We start from the raw sequence: 18,725 nt of genomic DNA, 5'->3' as shown, positions 1-18,725 counted from the left end.
ATTTTTTGATTAAACCGGTCACCTGTTTGACGCTACGGTTTTAAGGCCTCCCCTGAGCACAAAGGCTATAAAGCAAGTACATAAGATCATGACAAATGAAAGCGAATTTATCACCGGAGAAACACCGAAGCGGATCATGGAATAAACATACAGAGGCAGCGTAGTCGATCCGGGGCCGGAAACAAAAAACGTAATCACAAAATCTTCAAGCGACATTGTGATCGCCATTAAAAAGCCTGAAAGTATTCCCGGCATAATGGCGGGAATTATTACCTTTGTCATCGTCTGTAATTCCGTTGCGCCCAAGTCGTGAGCGGCTTCGATTATTGAAAAATCAAATTCGTCAAGGCGCGCCGAAATCATGAGGTAAACGAACGGAAGACAGAAAGTAGTATGCGCCGCAAAAATAGTGAACAGCCCCAAGGGAAGTTTTATTCCGCTGAAAAATATAAGCATCGAAACGCCTATTATAACTTCCGGCAGCACCATGGGCAAAAAACTTATTGTCTGTATGAACGAACGGCCCCTAAACTTATACCAGCTTATTCCCAGCGCGGACAAGGTGCCGAGGATCGTAGAAACTATTCCTGCGGTAACCGCCACTATTAGGCTGTTAAAAAGCGCAGCCCAAAGGTCTCCTGACTCGAACAAAAGTTTTTTATACCAGATAAGAGAAAGGCCTGTAAATTCTCCGCCCTTGCTTTTATTGAATGAAAAAACCGTAATGATGATAAGAGGAATAAATAAAAACAGCAATGTAAAAAACAGAACCGTTTTTGAAAACGACAGCATCTTTGCTCTCTGCTTCCATGTCTTTTTTGCATGTACGGCAGGTTCGCCCGTCGGCCGTTTTTTCCATAAAAAACGGCTTGCCAAAATGGAATAAAAATTGAGTTTCATTTTGGCGCTCCATCCGTATTATCCGTCTTTTTGAGAGCGGCGGCATTTTTGCTTGCAGCGAGCATCCAAAGCACCCCTGCCGTGCTTACTGCCGTCAAAACCATGCTGAAAGCCGCCGCAAGCGGCCAGTTGCGTGTTTTTTGAACTTGGTCCACGATTATGTTGCCGAGCATGTAGGAATCCTTTCCTCCTACCAAAAGCGGCACCGTATATGCGCCGAAAATAGGGATAAAGGTAAAGACCACGCCGGTAAGAATGCTGCTTTTTATGCTGGGGATAAGAACCTTCATTATCGCTTGGAATTTATTGGCGCCTAAGTCGCGGGCGGCTTCAAGGAGCGAAAAATCAAATCTGTCTACGGCGGTAAAAATCGGCAAAATGGCGTACGGAATATACATGTACACGGAAACAAGCACTACGGCGCCTCCGGTATAAAGAAATTTTACATAGTTTTTTACAAGTCCGAGGCTTCTCAGTATCTGATTTAAAATTCCGTCGTTGTTCAATATGGACATCCATGCAAAAATTCTTATGAGCGAATTTGTCCAAAACGGAATTATGACAAGAAAAAGGAGAACGGTCTGATATTTGCTTCTTGCCATCGCATATCCGCAGGGAAGGGCTATCAGAATAGTAATGAGCGTAGATATTACGGATAATCTTAGCGTCCGCATGACAAGGATTCCGTAATTGGGGCTGAGCATTTGGCGGTAAGCTTTGAGGGAGAATTCCCATTCAACTCCGCCGTACAGTCCCTTTTTCATAAAACTGTATACTACTATGATAACGAGCGGTGCGATAAAGAACGCTATAAACCACAGCCCCATAGGCCACGCGTACAGAGCGCCCGGGTTTGATTTTTTGCGCCCTCCTGCTATAGAGGAGAATTCTTCTTTACCCGTCGGAGGTTTTTCCGTTAAGTCCGCTTTTTTACTCATCGCTCTATATCCTCAACAATGTAACCGTCGTTTGCAGACCATGAAACGTAAACGGTGTCCTTCCATGAAATTTCAGGCCCGTCGTCCAGGTAATTTGTATGCTGTTTGAATACTTTGATGACGGCGCCGTTTTCAAGGCGGACATAAAATTTGGACTGGAATCCCGAATAGACCGGCTCTTCTACGACTCCTTTAAATACGTTTATGTCCGTTCGTCCTTTTACGTTCGGGGTTTCATTGGTTATACGGATTTTTTCGGGGCGGACGGTAAATGCAACTTTTTGTCCCGGTTCCGTATGCTCATAATCGGTGACCATCATGAATTTATCGCTGTCGGCCATTTCGGGCGTATCCGTCGGAAGCGGCGCCTGCTTGCCCAATGCGGGAACTTTTAGCGTTACCATGTATTCTTTGTCGCCGTTTACATTGTAAGGCACGCATTTTTCAACTTCGGCTTCAAACAGGTTTGTTTCGCCTATGAATTCCGCTACAAACTGCGTCGCGGGGCTTTCGTAAATTTCAAAAGGCGTGCCTATTTGCAGCACACGGCCGTGGTTCATGATGGCGATACGGTCCGAAACTGAAAGAGCTTCGCTTTGATCGTGCGTTACGTAAATGAACGTTATGCCGATCTTGTCGTGAAGGTTGTCAAGGTCGATAAGGAGGTTCGCCCTGAGCTTAGCGTCCAGAGCGGAAAGCGGTTCGTCCAAGAGCAGTACCTGAGGCTCGTTTATGAGCGCCCTCGCGATGGCGACGCGCTGCTTTTGTCCGCCTGAAAGCCTGTTAGGTTTTTTGTCCTCGTGGCCGTCAAGCTGAACCAAGCGGATATACGAGCGTACTTTTTCATCTATAGTCTTTTTATCGATTTTTTTTAACCGCAAAGGAAACGCAATGTTTTCGTAGACGGTAAGATGAGGAAAAAGCGCGTAAGTCTGAAATACCGTGTTTGAATGCCGTTTATCCGGCGGCATAGGTATGACGTTTTTATCGTCAAACAGAATTGAGCCCTCGTCGGGATCTTCAAATCCGGCTATTATGCGCAGTAGCGTTGTCTTTCCGCATCCTGACGGACCAAGGAGTGAGAAAAACTCACCCGGCTTAATAACAAAATTTATGTCTCTAAGCGCTTGGAAATCCCCGAAGTTCTTGGAAACATGGTCTATGGAAACCCGACTGCCTTTCAATGACTTCTCCTGTAGAGGTCAATAATAAGCGCTTTAAAATATTAGCGTAAGATCTACAATGCTGCTATTGTTCGGCTTTGTCAATATTTTTTTTAATTATTTTGGAAAAAATTTGCAGTTTACCATAGTTTTTGTAGGATCATAAATAAAATCGTGCTGCCGAAAATACTCAGCATCGGATTGTTTTTCCATAAGTGAAGCATGACCGCAGAAGCAAGGGCTATAAAATAAGGAATTCCGTAAGGGAATGCCGTTACGTTTATGTCTTTAACCCCGTAGACTACAAGTATTGCGATGATCATGGGCGGAATATACTTTTCAATGAATTTTATGATTGCAGGCGGCTCTTTTTTGGAAAAAAGTATAAAAGGGAAAGCTCTGGTACCGAAAATGATCGCCGCGCTTACCGCAACCGCAATCATAACGCTTTGCATGTTTAATTTCATTTAAATCTTCCTTTTGCCGTATTTTACGGTTCCGTTCGGTTTGAAATTTCTTTTGTGCTTTTATTTCCGCGGAAAATAATAAGGCTTGCTATTCCTGCCGACAGGGCACAGATCAATATGTGTTTTCCGTCCAGAATTCCCGCTTTGGATAATATTACGGCAAATACCGTTACCGCGGCGCCTATTATGACAGGTAAAAAGTCGCGGGTAGACTTCATACGGTTTACAAGCATGACTGCGAACAGCGCGGTAAGCGCAAAATCTACGCCTTCAAATGAAAAAGGCAAAACGGCGCCGGCTGCGGCTCCTATTGTGCTGCCCGAAACCCAGTACGAGTAATTGAGCAGCGCTATAGTTCCGTAAAAAGCCCCCGGATCCGTGTGTTTCGGTAATTTAACGCCGGTAAGAAGCGCGTAGGTTTCGTCGGTAAGTGCAAAGATTAAAAACGGTTTCCATTTTCCGGTATTTTTAAATCCGCTTATGAGGGAAAGGCCGTACACTATGTGCCTTATGTTAAGCAGCAATTCGGTAACCGCGATCGCCGTAAGAGGAACGCCTGATGCAAACAAGCCTATCGCAACATATTGTCCCGCCCCCGCATACATCAAAAGGCTCATGAGCGGAGCGAGCCACCACGGGTAACCGGCCGTCGTCACCATAAGTCCGAAAGGGATCCCTATGGCAATGTATCCGAAAAATACGGGCGAAGTTATTTTAACGGCCTGCGCGATGTAGTATCTGTTCATTTTTATAGTATAGCTAAACTTATATCCTTGTGCAAATAAACCCGATTGTTACAAACCCGATTGCGGGTAAAACTATGCGGCAGAACATCATTGACTTGCCTTAAAAATTGTGTAAGATTGATATTGTTCGGTCTTGCAGCCGCATCTACGACGGCAGTCGAAAATTTTAAATTGTTTAAGGACGGATGTTATGGTTTCAATAATTATAGGTCTGGTTTTGATCGCTTTTACCGTTGTTGCGGCGCTTCCCTCGTGTCTCGATTGGAGTGCGGAAATAATTGCGTTTTTAAAAGGATGCGCACCAGTTCTCGCCGCCTTTATAGGCCTTATCGCCTTGTTTATCGGGGCGGCCGACATTAAAGACAAAAAAGAAGCTCAAAAAGAAGAGGCCGCCGCCCAGTCTGCGGAAGAAAAAAAATAAATTTCGTCGTTCAGTGAAACAGCGCATTTTATAAAACAGCGCGCTTTGAAGTAAGCGAGCCTTTATTTTTCACATTCTGCTGATATATATTTTGTCGGTGCCGAAATCTGTGATTTTAAATTCGGTTTTGCTGACTATTGTCGCGCCGTGATTCCGCTATTGTTGTGCCGGCAGCGTGCCGATTCGATTGTTCGTTGTCGCGCCTGCTGCGCAGTGATTCGCTGCGACAGCGGTTTGTAATTCACTTGACACTTTCATTTAAATTCATTTATATTTATATACCCCGTATATAGCGCCGATGTTTTGCTCGATCATCGGTGCGCCAAAGGATCGGATGCAAGATCCCAAAGCGAACAACTTTATTTTAGTAAGGTATATGCATGAAAACTATTTTCGTAAAAGAACACGAACAAGACCGTAAATGGTATTTGATCGATGCGACGGATAAACCGATAGGGCGCGTTGCTGCAAAAGCGGCTTCAATATTGCGCGGCAAAAACAAACCTTCGTTTACCGCAAATCAAAATATGGGTGATTATGTTGTCATTATCAATGTCGGGAAGGCGGCCATGACAGGCGCTAAGCAGACTGATAAGATTTATTACAATTATACGACCGGTTTTGTAGGCAGCTTAAAAAAACGCAGCTATGAAGAATTGATCAAAAAGCATCCTGAAGAACCGATGCGCCGTGCGATAAACGGAATGCTCCCGAGCGGACGACTCGGCCGCACTATGGCCGGCAATGTAAAAATTTATGCCGGCGCCGAACACCCGCATTCTGCGCAAAATCCGCAGCCGATTGAAATTTAACAGGAGCTTGAGATGGTAAAAGATATTGCTATTGGTACAGGTAGAAGAAAAACTGCGGTCGCCCGTGTTTTTATGCGTGAAGGCAGCGGAAAGATTGTTGTAAACGGAAAAGATATAAAAGATTATTTTGCGACCGAAGAACAGATCCGTATCGTTCATCAGCCGCTCTTGGTTACTTCAAATGACAGCAAATTCGATATCGTGATCAATGTTCTCGGCGGCGGATTAAACGGACAGGCCGCTGCCTGTTTGCACGGTATTGCCCGCGCCCTGACACAGATCGACCAGGATACGCACACGGCTCTTAAGGCTAACGGGTACCTTACTCGCGACTCTCGCATGGTTGAACGTAAAAAATACGGCCAGAAGGGCGCGCGCAGAAGATTCCAGTTCAGTAAACGTTAAACTTTGGTTATTTCCCGCGTTGAAGAGGTCTCTGCCGGTTGTATTAAAATTATAACCGAGTCGGGACCTTCTTTTTTTATCCGCAGCTCTTATCTGTCCCTCGTGCCTCCCGAACAAATAGTTTCCGGTTCGGTTTTTATCGAAGAAAAAGAAGACGACATTATAAATGCGGGGCTTGCCTTTGCCGCCGAAAAAAAAGCACTGGAATATCTGTCCCGCGCGGAGCAAAGCAGGGCGGGACTTTATCGTAAGCTTAAGGTAAAAAAATTTGAAAAAACTGCGATAGATAAAGCTCTTGATCATTTGGAGAGCGCTTCGTATCTGTCGGACATGCGTTTTGCGCGCGCATGGCTGAATAACAGAAAAATAACTCACAGCGAAGGCCGGTCAAAACTTGCATGTGAACTTGCCGCACGCGGCATCGATAAAGAAACTTCCGCCGCAGCTCTGGACGATTTTTTTGCTCAAAACGATGAAAGAGACGCCTGCATTAAGGCGTTGGAAAAATGCCGCAGGCTTAAAAAAGATCAAAACAAAACATTTGCCGCCTTGTTGCGCGCGGGGTTTTCATACAATCTAATCCGGGATGTTCTACCTGCGGCCGACACAGAGTTTATTTGACGCCCGTATGCGGCTGGCTGCGACCGGCAAAAGCAGGCCGATGGCAGGCAACGGCAAGACAACAGCAGACCGGCGGCAGTGCAAACGTCAACAACATTAAGGTGCTGTAGTCTAACGACTGCCGGGCACATATATCCAAGAAAATTGTCCACAAGCTGAAGTTTCGGCCTTTTTACCTTTATCCATTTCCGGCGCCTTGCCCTAGAAAAGCGTATTATGCTAAAATGACTTGATACGTATTGTTTTATTATGAGGCTTGAATAATGTCAAAAAGAGGTACCAAATCCGTTGTCTTTTCCGCACTTGAAGTTGCAAATATCTGCGGCGTCGTAAATCAGACTGCTATTAATTGGATTAGAAGCGGATATTTAAAAGCTTTTACCACTCCCGGCGGACAGTTTCGCGTTTATCCTGACGATTTGGCTGCCTTTATGAGCAGCCGAAACATGCTTATCCCCGAAGCTCTGCTTAAACTTTGCAAGGACAGATCCGCATACGCCCTTAATACGCTTTTAATAATAGACGACGATAAGCCTTTAAATGACGTTATTGCCGATTATATGCGGAAAAAATTTCCCGCCATCAATATTTTTCAAGCCTATGACGGTTTTGAAGCCGGACTCTTGCTTGCGAGCAAGCACCCTCAGTGTCTTATCCTCGATCTTGATCTGCCGGGAATGGACGGCTTCGAACTCTGTAAACAGATTTATGAAGGCGGAAAATTCGGCAATCCTCAAGTTTTGGTTATAACGGCCTTGGAAGAAACCGGAATAGAAGAGCGGCTTGAAAAATTGGGAGTAGCACATTTTTTTAGAAAACCGCTCGTTCTTGACAGTCTTTCAAAAATAGTGGAAAGAGTTTACCGGGAATAATAGTAAGCGGGATAGGACATTCTGCTCGCCTGCTTTAACGCCGCATCAATAGAACCCGTATTTGCAAAAACGGAAAATATCTTAACGGCCGTTTTTATGTCAGTAAAATAATCATAAACCGAAGGCCGCCTTTCAAACCTGAAAGTCCGCTTGTCGATCATAGGCATTTTAAGCTCTTCTTCAAGTTTTTTTTGGGCTTCTTCAACCGAGCATATGCTGTCGATAAGGCCGTTTTCAAGCGCCTGACGCGCAGTGTAAATTCTTCCGTCCGCAAGCGTTTGTATCCTTTTTTGAGACATGTTTCTGCTGTTTGCGACTATGTTTGTAAACTGAACGTAAGCGTCGTCGGCTACGGACTGCATTATGGACAGCTGTTCCTGAGAAAGCGGTTCGTCAAAATTCATCATGTTTTTATTTTTACCGGCCGTGATTGTTTTTGCTTTTATGCCCAATTTTTGAAGGAGTCCCGTAGCGTCCAAAGATTGACCTGCAATCACGCCTATGGAACCTGTTAGTGTGTTTCTGTTTGCGCTTATGTGGCTTGCTGCGCAGGCAACATAGTATCCGCCGGAAGCCGCCAGTTCTCCCATGTATGCGTGAACTTTTTTCCCTGTGGTTTTATACCTTTCAAGCGCGGTATATACTTCGTCGGACTGGTAAACTCCTCCCCCCGGAGAATTTATAAAAAGCAGAATGGCCTTGTTCCTTTCGTCGTATTCCAAATCGCTTATGACGTCAAGCAATTCGCTTTGATTGTAAGTTTTGTTTTTGTCTTCTATTACGCCTTCTATGTAAACGACGGCTATATAGTCGCTTTTTTTAAGTTCATTGATGTTGAATCTTTTTTCAAAAAGTTTTTTTATGTCCGTTATTTTATTGAATTTGTCGGAAGGAGATACGTCAAAGGATTTGCGATCCGTGGAATTTACGGTATCGGAGGTTTTTAACGAGTTTGTATGTGCAAAGAACAAGGGATAAATTCCCGCTGCAGCCGCGACAATTATCAGACCTATAAGAACAATATATCCTTTGGAAAGGCGCCTTCTTTTTTTTGTAAAACCTTCAGAATCTTTGTTTTCTTTGTCTGTATTTGATTTATATAACATTCCGTCCGTCCTCTTAATATAAATGGCATCTTTTAAAAATTTGTCTTTGTCTATTTTTTAAAGATGCCGAGTTACCTCTAAAAACTGAAGTTTTTAGAAGTTCCTTAATGATAAAATTTTCATTTTCCGCAGCCGATTGCCGGCGTATCATGTTTTACTTCAAGTCCTCAGGCAAAAGCCTGCCTGTTTTAAATGCCATCTCTTTTAGGTCAAGATACGCATTTGTAAACGAGAGTTCCGCATAAGGGCAAAGCCACAAAAATCCTATGCCGAATGAGAGCAGCGACAATATATACCAGCCTATAAAACTTAAGCCCATGACGAACAAGTCTCCCTTGTATCCTTTCGTAAGGATTTTACTGATTTTCATCGCCTTGCGTACGGGAAGTTTGGGATATTCCGCAATCAAAAAGAAAATTTGCGAATATGAAAAGGCCTTTATTATTCCCGGAATCACAAATAAAAACGACCATACGGAAACCCACAAGGTAAACCAAATTCCCGCTCTTAAAGCTCTGAACCAAAGCATAAGCCCGTCCAAAAAATTATTAAAATGCAAGGGAGCGGTTTCTTTTGCGGCTTTTAAATATACGTACAGCTGAGCGGTAACCAGAATATATACTAAAATATACAATATCGCCAAGTTGGGTTCCGGAGCCGCATTCACGGCCACATTAAAATTAAAGTTCGGCATTGAATTGGAAAACGTTTCAACCCTTACCGACTTCATCAAGTGCATCGACGGCGCTAAAAGCAGCGTGATTATGAATAAAAATATTGCCGTCATTATCATCGGAACCCGGCGGCGCCCCTTCAGCTGTGCTTTCGCTCTTTTTTTGTATAAAGCCGAATCAAACATGTTTATCTCCTATAAAAACTTTTGCAGAAATCTGCAACGATCTTAACTTTGTCCGGAGGGGGAACAGTGCACAGTTCAAGCGCAGCCGTCCCGTACGACGTAGAATATTTCCAATTATATACTATTTTTTTTGTCGGTCAAAGTAAAACCCGAATCCGCCCAAAGGATTTCCAAAGTTTTTGCCGAAGATTTTTCCGGCGATAGGCGCCAATAAAAGTCGTGCCGCTCAAAGATATGAGCTTTCAGTTCTATTTCGAACATAGGCTTACTATACAGAATTTTTGTTATAGTTAAAAGTGCGCCGATGTGATATATTTTTATCATGAATATTACATTGGAAAACGCTCGTTTCAGAGCGATAATCGACACACACGGAGCTGAGATAAATTCCTTGCAGGAAATTGCCGACGGAACAGAGTTCATTTGGAATGGAGATCCGTCCGTTTGGAAATATCATGCGCCCATACTGTTCCCGCACGTGGGGCGGATCCGCGACGGATTTATGACTTATGGAAGAAAAGAATACAAACTTGCCATAAACGGGTTTGCGCGCGATATGGATTTTACGCTTATAAAAAACACTTCCGATTCCGCCGAATTTGAATTGACCGAAAACGATTATACCGCGGATAAATATCCGTGGAAATTTTCGCTTAAAGTAAATTATAAACTTACGGAAAACGATATGATTTTTACCTCGACGGTCACAAATACGGATAAGGAAAAGATAAGTTTTTCGCTCGGAAGTCATTCGGCACTATGCTGTCCGCGAAACACTGACAAGGAAGGAACTAAAAACAGCGATTACGTGATCGAATTTGAAAAAAAAGAAGCTCTTACGAGCGTTGTGTGTACCGACGACGGATACCTTGCATCGGATGAAAACGGGATCGCCCCTTACACAAAACCTTACGGTGAAAAAGACGCCGGCATTATTCCTATGACCGAAAAAGGATTCGGCAACGGACATTTTTTTACCGCCTTCAGTTCCGACTGGGTAGGACTTCGCAATAAGACGACCGGAAAACTTGTTCGCATAAATACGAAAGATTATCCGTATGTGATGATATGGCAGAACGCCGGAGAGCCGCGCTTTGTTTGTATTGAACCCTGGTACGGCGTGCCGGATCCCGCCATCACAAGCCATGCGTGGGAAATTAAGCCGGGACTTGTTTTTCTTGAGCCTGGAAAAAGTTTTACCTCCGATCAGACGATAAGTATTTTGTAAATTTTTGTGAAAGAGCTCCGTTTAATTTGCGCTCCGATGGCTACGTTAAGTCACGAAGCCCTTCGCCGAATGATAGAAAAATTCGGCGGATGCGACGAGTATTTTACCGAAATGATAAACGCCGGTTCTCTTTTAACGCACGGCCCCTTTGAAAAATACTATCTGATAAGCGAAGCCGCGCCTGAAAAAACGGTCTGGCAGCTTACGGGCGGCAAGGCGGATCTTTTGGAAAGAGCCGCCTTTGAGATTGCCGAGCGGGGCGGCATAGGCTTGGATCTGAACATGGGCTGCTCTGCTCCTGAGATCGTCGCAAGCGGCGCCGGAATAGCGTGGATGCAAAAGCCCTCCGAAGAAACACGCTCCATGGTCATGAGAGTGAGAAAGGCTCTTGAACGCTCGGCTGCCTGCGGCAAAAAAAGGCTGCGCCTAAGCGCGAAGATCCGGTTGGGCGATGAAGGTTTTTCTGACGACGGTTTTTTTTGTTTTTGTGAAATGCTTTCGGACGAAGGGGTTGAAATGATCACGTTGCATCCCAGAACCCGCAGGCAAAAGTATTCGAAGGCGCCGCATTTTTCTTATGTGCAAAGACTTTCCGAAATTATGCATAAAAGAGGCGTTTCGGTAATACTTAACGGCGATGTGTGCGGCGCCGAAAGTGCAGCGTCCGCCCTTGAAAAAGCGCCCCTTGCCGACGGAATTATGATAGGGCGGGCGGCCGTCCAAAAACCGTGGGTTTTTATGGAAATAAAACGTGCCCTGTCGTCGGAAGGTCGGGACAGGACTTCAACGTCGTATGAAAATACATTGTCCACGGCGGACTTATACGCTCTTGCTTTCGATTATCTTCAAGACTTAAAAATTTATCAGCCGAAAGAATTTTGGCGCACAAGGATGCAGAGATTTTTTACATATTACTGCCAAAATTTTTCCTTTGCGCATTATTGCCGCACGCAGCTTTTAAATTCCAAGGATATGGATGAAGCGCAGATGCGGCTTTTAGAATATTTTGAAAAAGTTCCCGAAGACAGATACGTTAAAATACGAATTTTTTAGCGAGGAGTGAAAGCTCTTCAAATTTTCCCTCGTTGATAAGGCTTTCTTTCATTATATTCGAGCCTATACCGCAGCTGCAGTAGCCTGCACCGAGAAAATCTTTTATATTTTTTTCATTTACGCCGCCTACCGCCATGATCGGAACGTTGCTTATCGGAGCTCTTACCGCTTTGATATAGTCAAGCCCCAGATATCCTGCGGGAAAAACCTTTACTATGTCGGCGCCGAGATTCCACGCGTTTTGAATTTCCGTGGGCGTCATTGCGCCGGGAACGCAAACGAGACCGAGCTTTTTCGCTTCTGAAATGACGGCGGGATTTGTGTCCGGTGCAAGTATAAAATCCGCTCCGGCTTCAGCTGCAGCCCTTGCCTGCTCTACGGAAACCACCGTACCGGCTCCCACGCACATCTTATCACCCAAGGCTTTTTTTACTTCGCGGATAGATTTGGCCGTGTCCGCAATGCAGCTGTCGGACGACTGATCGAATGTGATCTCAAGGCAAAAGATTCCGCCGGAATTTACGGCCTTTGCCGCTTCAACAATTCTGTCCGGTGAAATTCTCCGCGCGATGGAAACGATTTTTTTTTGCTTTATAAAAGAAAGAACGTCCATTTACTCCTGCCTCTGTAATATTATTGCCGGTAAAATCCGCGTCTGTCAATAAGAGTTTTTACGAGTCAGTTTCTCAAGCGGCTATATTAGGACAATCGTACCGAAAAATATAAGTTATAGAAATTAGTTTGCAGCATTAAAAAAACGGCTACACTCCCGGCAGCGTCCTGCCGTTCGCCGCGGCTGACCGTAATAGGTATCGGACTGCGCTCGCTTTCTTATAGAAAGCTCGCTTGCCAACGGTCAGAGCGGCTCGGCGGCAGTTATCGCTGCCTCGCGTTTCGCTTTTTCCTTTTATGCCGATGCTTGTTTATACTCGTACAGCCCCGATGCGATTTCACCGGCAGCCATATAAATATTTATAGCATATTCCTTCAACTTTTGATAAACTCATATTCAGCGAGGAGGCGCCGCCTTTATGTATGATTTTTATTTTGATTCCGGAACTACAAATACCAGAATGTACGTATTTAACGGCAAGGAAGAACCTGTTTACAAGGCTGAAAAATCGGTGGGATCCAAGGACTCGGCGCTTTCCGGTGACAAGGATTTACTCCCTCGCGAGCTCCATCTTCTTTTGGAAAAAGGCTGTGCCGAGCTTAAAATCGGCCGAGAAAGTGTGGGCGAAATTTGGATGAGCGGAATGATAACTTCGCCTAACGGAATCGTAGAAGTTCCTCACATAACGGTTCCCGTCGATTTGAATAAACTTGCCCGAAACGTGTTTGTTTTCGATGAAAAAAAGTTTTTCAAAAAAGAAATTCATTTTATTCCCGGAATAAAAAGTTTTCCCGCCGAAGGTAAAATAACCGCTGAAAATGTGGATAGTATAAATAATATGCGCGGGGAAGAAACCGAGATATGCGGAATAATGAGTTCTTTCCCGGCTTCAAATTCCGCTTCCGCTCTAAAAGGAAATTTTATCTTTGTTCTGCCCGGCTCTCACACGCAGGTTGCCGCGGTAAAAGACGGAAGTATAGTGAACATAGTTTCTACAATTACGGGGGAACTTTTTAAAGCTTTAAAAAGCCAAACAATATTGGCGTCCGCTCTTGAAGGCGGCTATGAAAAGATCGACACTGAAATGGTTCGGCTCGGCTATAGGAATCTTCAAAAGTACGGTTTTAACCGTGCGATCTATATAGACCGTTCCCTGCTGCTTTTTACGGATTCTACTGCGGAACAACGGCATAGCTATTTGGAAGGCGTTCTGAACGGCGGCGTTTTACAGGCCGTAAGCGCGGCTTTCGGCGGAAAACCTGATAAAAATCCTAAAACCCAAAATAAGGCGGAAGATAAAAACCGGACTTTGAAAAAGCTCGGCGAGCCGATCGACATGTATATCTGCGGTTCCGAAAATCAATTTCAGATATATAAGGCTATAGCCGAGGATTCTTTCCCCGAATACTCCGTAAAACGGATGGAATGCGGAAGCATACCTTTTTCCGCCCTCGGTTATAAAGCCGTATTCGCCGCATACAAAACTATACGGTAAACCGCAGGTTTGGCAATCAATGATTTTTTTTGCCGAACCGGCGATTTGTCCTTTAAGTTCCGGCACCGTGCATGCAGGCTCCGTTCATCCGGGCGACGTGCAGACCGGGCACGCGGGGCTTATATCTTTTCGATCAAGGCCGCCGCTGCGTCGATATAATCTACGTCAAGGTTTTCTATGTCGCCCGTGTCGACGGCTTCGGTAACCCTTTGTTCGATAGGAATGCGCGCAAGGACGGGAAGATTATAGGCCGTCGCTATCGCATCGATATTGCTTTCGCCGTAGATTTTTATCTCTTTACCGCAGTCGGGGCATTTTACGTAGCTCATGTTTTCAATTATGCCTATGATAGGAATTTTCATATTCGTGGCCATCTTTACCGCTTTTTCAACGATTACCCGGACAAGCTGCTGCGGCGAAGACACTACGATTATCCCGTCCACCGGAAGCGATTGAAAAACCGTGAGCGGAACATCGCCCGTTCCCGGCGGCATATCGACGAACATAAAATCCACATCTTTCCAGTCTACGTCGGTCCAAAATTGTTTTACGGCGCCGGCAATTACGGGCCCGCGCCATATTACAGGATCGTTTTCATTTTCCAGCAAAAAATTCATGGACATTATCTGTATGCCCTTTTCGGTTACGACAGGATTCAGCGCTTTACCGTCGCCGGTTGCTCTGTCATCGCCTAGTCCGAAGGCTTCAGGAATAGACGGACCTGTGATGTCGGCATCCAAGATAGCCGTCTTATAGCCCAATTTATTCATCTTTACGGCTAAGAGACTCGTCACCAAAGATTTTCCTACGCCGCCCTTGCCGCTTAATATTGCAATAACCTTTTTTACAGTACTTCCCTTGTGCACTTCGACATGAAAGTCGCGGGATGCGCAGTTGGCGCTGCAAGAGTCGCAGCTGTGCGTACAGTTTTCAGAATTTTCCGCCATGATCCACTCCCATAAAATTGCACGAGGGAGAAAATTTCAATTTTCGACCGAGTGCAATTTGTGCGCTCTTTGCGCACAGTTATAAAACGAGTTTTCAAAGAAAACTCGAAGTTAAATTGAACGGCGCTGTTTTAGACGTTCAATTTAAACACTCCCATAGTATAGTATAGAAGATAAGAAAACTTTTGCTCCGCGTCAAATTTTTGCTTTTTTCAAAAACCGATTAAAAACGGAATGATCGGTTAAATAGCGCGCCTGCTGCCCCGAATACGCCTACGCTGGCCAATCCCATAATCACTCCCGCGATAAGAACTCCTGTTGTAACGGCCGCCACAGTATCTTTAAAATTCATGTCCAGAAGGCTTGCGGCAAGAGTTCCCGTCCATGCGCCTGTTCCGGGAATAGGAATACCTACGAACAGCGTAAGAGCTACGAACAAACCCCGTCCGGCTTTTTCTTTAAGTTTTCGGCCCCCTTTTTCCCCTTTTATCAAAAAGAAAGTGCAAATTTTTCCTATGAATTTTTTATTTGCTCCCCATTCCAAAAAACGGCGCGCAAATAAATATATGAAAGGCACGGGCAGCATATTCCCTATGATGCAGACAATGTATGACGTTAAAAGCGGCAGTCCTAAAGCCTGTGAAACGGGGACGGCGCCTCTCAATTCTATGAGAGGCAGCATCGAAATAAAAAAGATCCAAAGATAGTTTTTTAGCATAACGGTAAGTATACTTAAAACATTTAAACAGGGGAATAGGAGAAAAATCAGCGGACGATCGTTTTTCTTGCACATTTTACAGAAAAGCGCCGCCTGTTACCGAACATCCGTCATCGTATGAAGGATCTTCCCGTTAAAATTAAATCTTTTTTGTCCGATAAATAAATAAGGATCGCACGGATTTTGTGATCGGCAAATCTTACCGGAATTTTGAGGGATTTATGAAAAAAAATATATCGGTTTTCACCGTGATCTTTGCTTTATTTTTTATCTTTTTTGCGGAAGAAGTTTATTCTGCGGGATTTGAAATGGGCATAGGATCCGGATATGTTTTTTACGGCGACAGCGAAACAAAAGACCTTGTTTCTGCCATGAACAGCGAAAATTTTAACAGATTCATCATCGGGGGAGAAGCCGGTTTTTTTATTCCTCTTACGGATATCCTTGTTTTTACCGCCGATTCCGAAATTATGAGCGACCTGTTTTGGAAAGGAAGCCGGCATTGTTATTTTTTAGATTACGCTTTTAACGGCGGCATAAAGATGTATCCCGGTTTAAAGGGACTCGCGTTCAGCGTCGCTTATACGCTGGGCAGGCGTACTTCTTTTATAAAGATGTACAATCAGGATTCCATAATTTCGTCCACAAGTTGGGGGAACGGATTTAAGTTTGCAGTTGATTACGACATTAAATACGGAAAAGACGGCATTTGTCCCGTGATAGGCGCTTACTGGCGGCATGTTCCCAGAGGAAATTCTTTTTCGGACAATACGCTCTCCATTTATTTAAAACTGTTTTTCCGCTGATCGCATTCCGCATATAAAAACGGGAAATTTCGCTGATGCGAAATTTCCCGTATCTTTGTAAGAGCGTAAAATAAACGGTAAAACCGCTTTTGTCCGTTAAACGAATGAACGAATTAGCGGGCGTATTCTACGATCCGTGTTTCGCGGATCATCGTAAGCTTTATCCTGCCCGGATATTTTAAGTCCGATTCGATTTGTTTTGCTATATTTCTTGCAAGGTCTTTTACATCCTGATCGGAAACTTTTTCATTGTTTACAAGAATGCGCAACTCTCGTCCCGCTTGGATAGCGTAGGCCTTTTCCACACCGGGGAAATTTTCAGCGACGGCCTCCAGATTTTCAAGTCTTTTTACGTAGTTGTCTACGGTCTCTCGGCGGGCTCCCGGGCGCGCGGCGGAAATCGCATCTGCAATTTGCACTATAACCGCTTCAAGGGAAGAAGGCTCGACATCGTTGTGATGCGCTGCTATAGCGTTTATTATCACGGGGTCTTCTCCCATCTTTCGCGCTATTTCGGCGCCGGCTTCCGCGTGGTTTTGTTCGGTTTCGTTTTCTACGCCTTTTCCTATGTCGTGCAGAAGGGCGGCGCGTTTTGCAACGTCGCGGTTCGCTCCGATTTCGGCGGCGAGCATGGCTGCTATGAGTGCGACTTCTTTTGAGTGGTTAAGAACGTTTTGTCCGTAACTCGTCCTAAAGTAGAGCCTGCCTAAAGCTATAACTCCGTCGGTGTTCATATTGTGTATGCCAAGCTCAAACAGAGCTTTTTCGCCTTCTTCGTAAATTTTCTGCTGTATTTCCCTCGTAACCTTTTGTACTATTTCTTCGATCCGTGTGGGATGTATGCGCCCGTCTGAAATAAGTCTTTCCAAAGAAACTTTTGCTATTTCTTTGCGCACGGGATCAAAACACGATATGACGACGGCTTCAGGCGTATCGTCAATGATTATGTCTACGCCTGTTATGGTTTCAAGAGTGCGGATATTGCGGCCTTCGCGCCCGATAATGCGACCCTTCATTTCATCGCTCGGCAATGAAACTGTTGTAACGGTAATGTCGCTTGTAATTTCGGTTGCAATGCGCTGAATTGTAGCCACAAGTATATCGCGCGCCTTTTTTTCCGCGCTTAGATTTGATTCCTGTTCAATCTTGTTTATGAGCGCTTGCGCGTCGTGTTTCGCATCGTTTTCAAGGTTTTTTATGATAAGACTCTTTGCTTCTTCTACCGTAAGACCTGAAATACGTTCAAGTTCCTGCCTGTATTGCTCTTCCTGCTTGACCATTACGGCTTCGCGTTTTTCCATGTCCGTAACACGGTTGGCAAATTCCTTGTCGCGTTTTTCATATTCCGAAGCGCGCTGGTCAAGAAGTTCTTCTTTTTTGTTTATGCGCGACTCGTAACGCTGTATTTCAGCGCGGCGTTCTCTATTCTCCCTTTCTTGTTGGTTACGTTCCCGAATGAGTTCATCTTTTGCTTCAAGCAAAATTTCTTTTTTTTGAGCTTCAGCTTCTCTAATTGCATCCTGTTTTACACGTTCTGCTTTTTGTTCAGACGCAGATAGTTGAAATCTGGCATACAGCCAGCGAATAGTCCATCCAAGAACAATTCCAATAGCAGGGAGAATGATGAATAAAACTATGTTCATTATCAATCTCCTTAGGAAAAAAACTTCCTTAATGATTAAAATTATTCATTTAATATTACTATATCATACAGTATGAAAAGGATTGTTGTCAAACCAGTTGACAATTTAAGGTATTGATGAAAAATGCGGACGGACCGGGTTTACATTGAAAAGTCTTTGCCCAGATATATTTCACGCGCCAAAGGCGAATCGAGGATTTCGTGCTTTGTTCCCTGAACTACGATCTGACCTGTGTTTATGATGATTGATCTGTGAGTGATTTCAAGCGTATCGCGCACATTGTGATCGGTTATGAGGATCCCGATGCCGCGCTCGGAAAGAAGAAGGATCATTTTTTTTATGTCGGCTACGGCTATGGGGTCTATGCCTGCAAACGGTTCGTCCAGCATGAGAAATTTAGGCTCTATGGCTAAAGAGCGTGCTATTTCCGTGCGGCGTCTCTCTCCGCCTGAAAGCGTAAACGCCGGCTGTTTTCTGATTTTTTCTATCGAAAACTCTTCTATAAGTTTATCCAGCCGGAAAATTTTTTCTTTTTTCGTGAGATCCTTACGCGTTTCTATGATAGCCCATATGTTTTCTTCAACGGTCATCTTTCTGAAGATTGAAGGCTCTTGCGGCAAATATGCAATTCCTGCCTGCGCCCTCTTATACATGGGCAGACCAGTGATTACTTTGCCGTCCAAGATAACTTCGCCTTCCGTAGGACGGTAAAATCCTATTATCATGTAGAATGTCGTAGTTTTTCCCGATCCGTTAGGACCTAAAAGCCCTAAGATTTCACCGGTCTTCATGGAAAAGTCTATTCCCTGCACGACTTTTTTGCGTCCGAAATTTTTGTATAAACTTGAAATACGCAGCTCGTGATCCGTTGTGCGGAGCGCAATGTCGCCGTTTGTAACGGGTTCCATCTGC

The 18,725-nt window shown here is 44.5% G+C and carries 22 protein-coding genes; 9 read left to right on the top strand and 13 right to left on the bottom strand.

What is annotated here, in order from left to right; translation table 11 throughout:
• Positions 1-18: 18 nt before the first annotated feature.
• The 5 genes from HRI96_RS09150 to HRI96_RS09130 all read right to left on the bottom strand — a co-directional run bounded on the left by HRI96_RS09150 (position 19) and on the right by HRI96_RS09130 (position 4,214).
• The gene (locus HRI96_RS09150) at positions 19-900 is read right to left on the bottom strand and encodes an ABC transporter permease (RefSeq protein ID WP_210117069.1); all 882 of its coding nucleotides are present in this window, start codon (positions 898-900) and stop codon (positions 19-21) included.
• The gene (locus HRI96_RS09145; RefSeq protein WP_256729328.1) at positions 897-1,727 is read right to left on the bottom strand and encodes an ABC transporter permease; all 831 of its coding nucleotides are present in this window, start codon (positions 1,725-1,727) and stop codon (positions 897-899) included. Before HRI96_RS09145 ends, HRI96_RS09150 begins: the two co-directional genes overlap by 4 nt.
• A gap of 107 nt (positions 1,728-1,834) precedes the next feature.
• On the bottom strand, positions 1,835-3,022 hold the full coding sequence (locus HRI96_RS09140) for an ABC transporter ATP-binding protein (RefSeq protein ID WP_210117067.1): 1,188 nt from the start codon (positions 3,020-3,022) through the stop codon (positions 1,835-1,837).
• A 119-nt stretch (positions 3,023-3,141) separates the two neighbouring features.
• Positions 3,142-3,468, bottom strand: a complete 327-nt coding sequence (locus HRI96_RS09135) for a branched-chain amino acid transporter permease (protein WP_210117066.1) — start codon at positions 3,466-3,468, stop codon at positions 3,142-3,144.
• Between the two features lie 23 nt (positions 3,469-3,491).
• A complete protein-coding gene (locus HRI96_RS09130; RefSeq protein ID WP_210117065.1) occupies positions 3,492-4,214 on the bottom strand; it encodes an AzlC family ABC transporter permease in 723 nt (240 codons plus the stop codon).
• Positions 4,215-4,404: 190 nt separating this feature from the next.
• Between HRI96_RS09130 and HRI96_RS09125 the strand changes: the two genes are divergently transcribed.
• The 5 genes from HRI96_RS09125 to HRI96_RS09105 all read left to right on the top strand — a co-directional run bounded on the left by HRI96_RS09125 (position 4,405) and on the right by HRI96_RS09105 (position 7,345).
• Positions 4,405-4,635, top strand: a complete 231-nt coding sequence (locus HRI96_RS09125; RefSeq protein WP_210117064.1) for a hypothetical protein — start codon at positions 4,405-4,407, stop codon at positions 4,633-4,635.
• A gap of 380 nt (positions 4,636-5,015) precedes the next feature.
• Entirely contained in the window at positions 5,016-5,447 is a 432-nt protein-coding gene (gene rplM, locus HRI96_RS09120; RefSeq protein ID WP_210117063.1) for a 50S ribosomal protein L13, read from the top strand.
• A gap of 12 nt (positions 5,448-5,459) precedes the next feature.
• The gene (gene rpsI / locus HRI96_RS09115) at positions 5,460-5,852 is read left to right on the top strand and encodes a 30S ribosomal protein S9 (RefSeq protein WP_210117062.1); all 393 of its coding nucleotides are present in this window, start codon (positions 5,460-5,462) and stop codon (positions 5,850-5,852) included.
• Positions 5,853-5,855: 3 nt separating this feature from the next.
• Entirely contained in the window at positions 5,856-6,473 is a 618-nt protein-coding gene (locus HRI96_RS09110) for a regulatory protein RecX (RefSeq protein WP_210117061.1), read from the top strand.
• Positions 6,474-6,736: 263 nt separating this feature from the next.
• The gene (locus HRI96_RS09105) at positions 6,737-7,345 is read left to right on the top strand and encodes a response regulator (protein ID WP_210117060.1); all 609 of its coding nucleotides are present in this window, start codon (positions 6,737-6,739) and stop codon (positions 7,343-7,345) included.
• On the opposite strand, the gene sppA is transcribed toward HRI96_RS09105, so the two are convergent.
• From sppA to HRI96_RS09090, 3 genes are all read right to left on the bottom strand, one after another.
• Positions 7,333-8,451 (bottom strand): signal peptide peptidase SppA, encoded by a 1,119-nt coding sequence (gene sppA, locus HRI96_RS09100; protein ID WP_210117059.1) that lies wholly within the window; start codon positions 8,449-8,451, stop codon positions 7,333-7,335. The two genes, HRI96_RS09105 and sppA, sit on opposite strands and share 13 nt — an antisense overlap.
• A gap of 154 nt (positions 8,452-8,605) precedes the next feature.
• Entirely contained in the window at positions 8,606-9,310 is a 705-nt protein-coding gene (locus HRI96_RS09095) for a DUF975 family protein (RefSeq protein WP_210117058.1), read from the bottom strand.
• Positions 9,311-9,424: 114 nt separating this feature from the next.
• Positions 9,425-9,571 carry a hypothetical protein gene (locus HRI96_RS09090; RefSeq protein WP_210117057.1) on the bottom strand — a complete coding sequence of 49 codons (147 nt, stop codon included), beginning with the start codon at positions 9,569-9,571 and terminating at the stop codon, positions 9,425-9,427.
• A gap of 61 nt (positions 9,572-9,632) precedes the next feature.
• Here HRI96_RS09090 and HRI96_RS09085 point away from each other — a divergent pair, with 61 nt between their 5' ends.
• Positions 9,633-10,538: an aldose 1-epimerase family protein gene (locus HRI96_RS09085; RefSeq protein WP_210117056.1), complete on the top strand. Its 906-nt coding sequence runs from the start codon at positions 9,633-9,635 to the stop codon at positions 10,536-10,538.
• 36 nt (positions 10,539-10,574) lie between these two features.
• Entirely contained in the window at positions 10,575-11,591 is a 1,017-nt protein-coding gene (locus tag HRI96_RS09080) for a tRNA-dihydrouridine synthase family protein (protein ID WP_210117055.1), read from the top strand.
• Here HRI96_RS09080 and HRI96_RS09075 read toward each other — a convergent pair.
• Positions 11,572-12,204 carry a bifunctional 4-hydroxy-2-oxoglutarate aldolase/2-dehydro-3-deoxy-phosphogluconate aldolase gene (locus tag HRI96_RS09075; RefSeq protein ID WP_210117054.1) on the bottom strand — a complete coding sequence of 211 codons (633 nt, stop codon included), beginning with the start codon at positions 12,202-12,204 and terminating at the stop codon, positions 11,572-11,574. The two genes, HRI96_RS09080 and HRI96_RS09075, sit on opposite strands and share 20 nt — an antisense overlap.
• A 418-nt stretch (positions 12,205-12,622) precedes the next feature.
• Here HRI96_RS09075 and HRI96_RS09070 point away from each other — a divergent pair, with 418 nt between their 5' ends.
• Positions 12,623-13,699: a 2-dehydro-3-deoxygalactonokinase gene (locus HRI96_RS09070; protein WP_210117053.1), complete on the top strand. Its 1,077-nt coding sequence runs from the start codon at positions 12,623-12,625 to the stop codon at positions 13,697-13,699.
• Between the two features lie 119 nt (positions 13,700-13,818).
• Here the strand turns inward: HRI96_RS09070 and HRI96_RS09065 are convergent, their stop codons facing one another.
• Together HRI96_RS09065 and HRI96_RS09060 are read right to left on the bottom strand one after the other, a co-directional pair.
• Positions 13,819-14,646: an Mrp/NBP35 family ATP-binding protein gene (locus HRI96_RS09065; protein WP_210117052.1), complete on the bottom strand. Its 828-nt coding sequence runs from the start codon at positions 14,644-14,646 to the stop codon at positions 13,819-13,821.
• A gap of 223 nt (positions 14,647-14,869) precedes the next feature.
• Complete coding sequence (locus HRI96_RS09060) at positions 14,870-15,364, bottom strand: COG2426 family protein (protein WP_210117051.1); 495 nt, start codon at positions 15,362-15,364, stop codon at positions 14,870-14,872.
• A gap of 221 nt (positions 15,365-15,585) precedes the next feature.
• Between HRI96_RS09060 and HRI96_RS09055 the strand changes: the two genes are divergently transcribed.
• Positions 15,586-16,170: a hypothetical protein gene (locus tag HRI96_RS09055; RefSeq protein ID WP_210117050.1), complete on the top strand. Its 585-nt coding sequence runs from the start codon at positions 15,586-15,588 to the stop codon at positions 16,168-16,170.
• Positions 16,171-16,283: 113 nt separating this feature from the next.
• Here HRI96_RS09055 and rny read toward each other — a convergent pair whose 3' ends face one another.
• A complete protein-coding gene (gene rny / locus HRI96_RS09050) occupies positions 16,284-17,813 on the bottom strand; it encodes a ribonuclease Y (protein WP_210117049.1) in 1,530 nt (509 codons plus the stop codon).
• Between the two features lie 140 nt (positions 17,814-17,953).
• Positions 17,954-18,721, bottom strand: a complete 768-nt coding sequence (lptB, locus tag HRI96_RS09045; protein WP_256729327.1) for an LPS export ABC transporter ATP-binding protein — start codon at positions 18,719-18,721, stop codon at positions 17,954-17,956.
• Between the last annotated feature and the right edge of the window lie 4 nt (positions 18,722-18,725).

It is taken from the genome of Treponema parvum, from assembly GCF_017893945.1.
Classification (GTDB): Bacteria; Spirochaetota; Spirochaetia; order Treponematales; family Treponemataceae; genus Treponema_D; species Treponema_D parvum_A.
The sequence above is the reverse complement of the archived record's forward strand: the minus strand, read 5'-3'. Positions and strand labels throughout refer to the sequence as shown.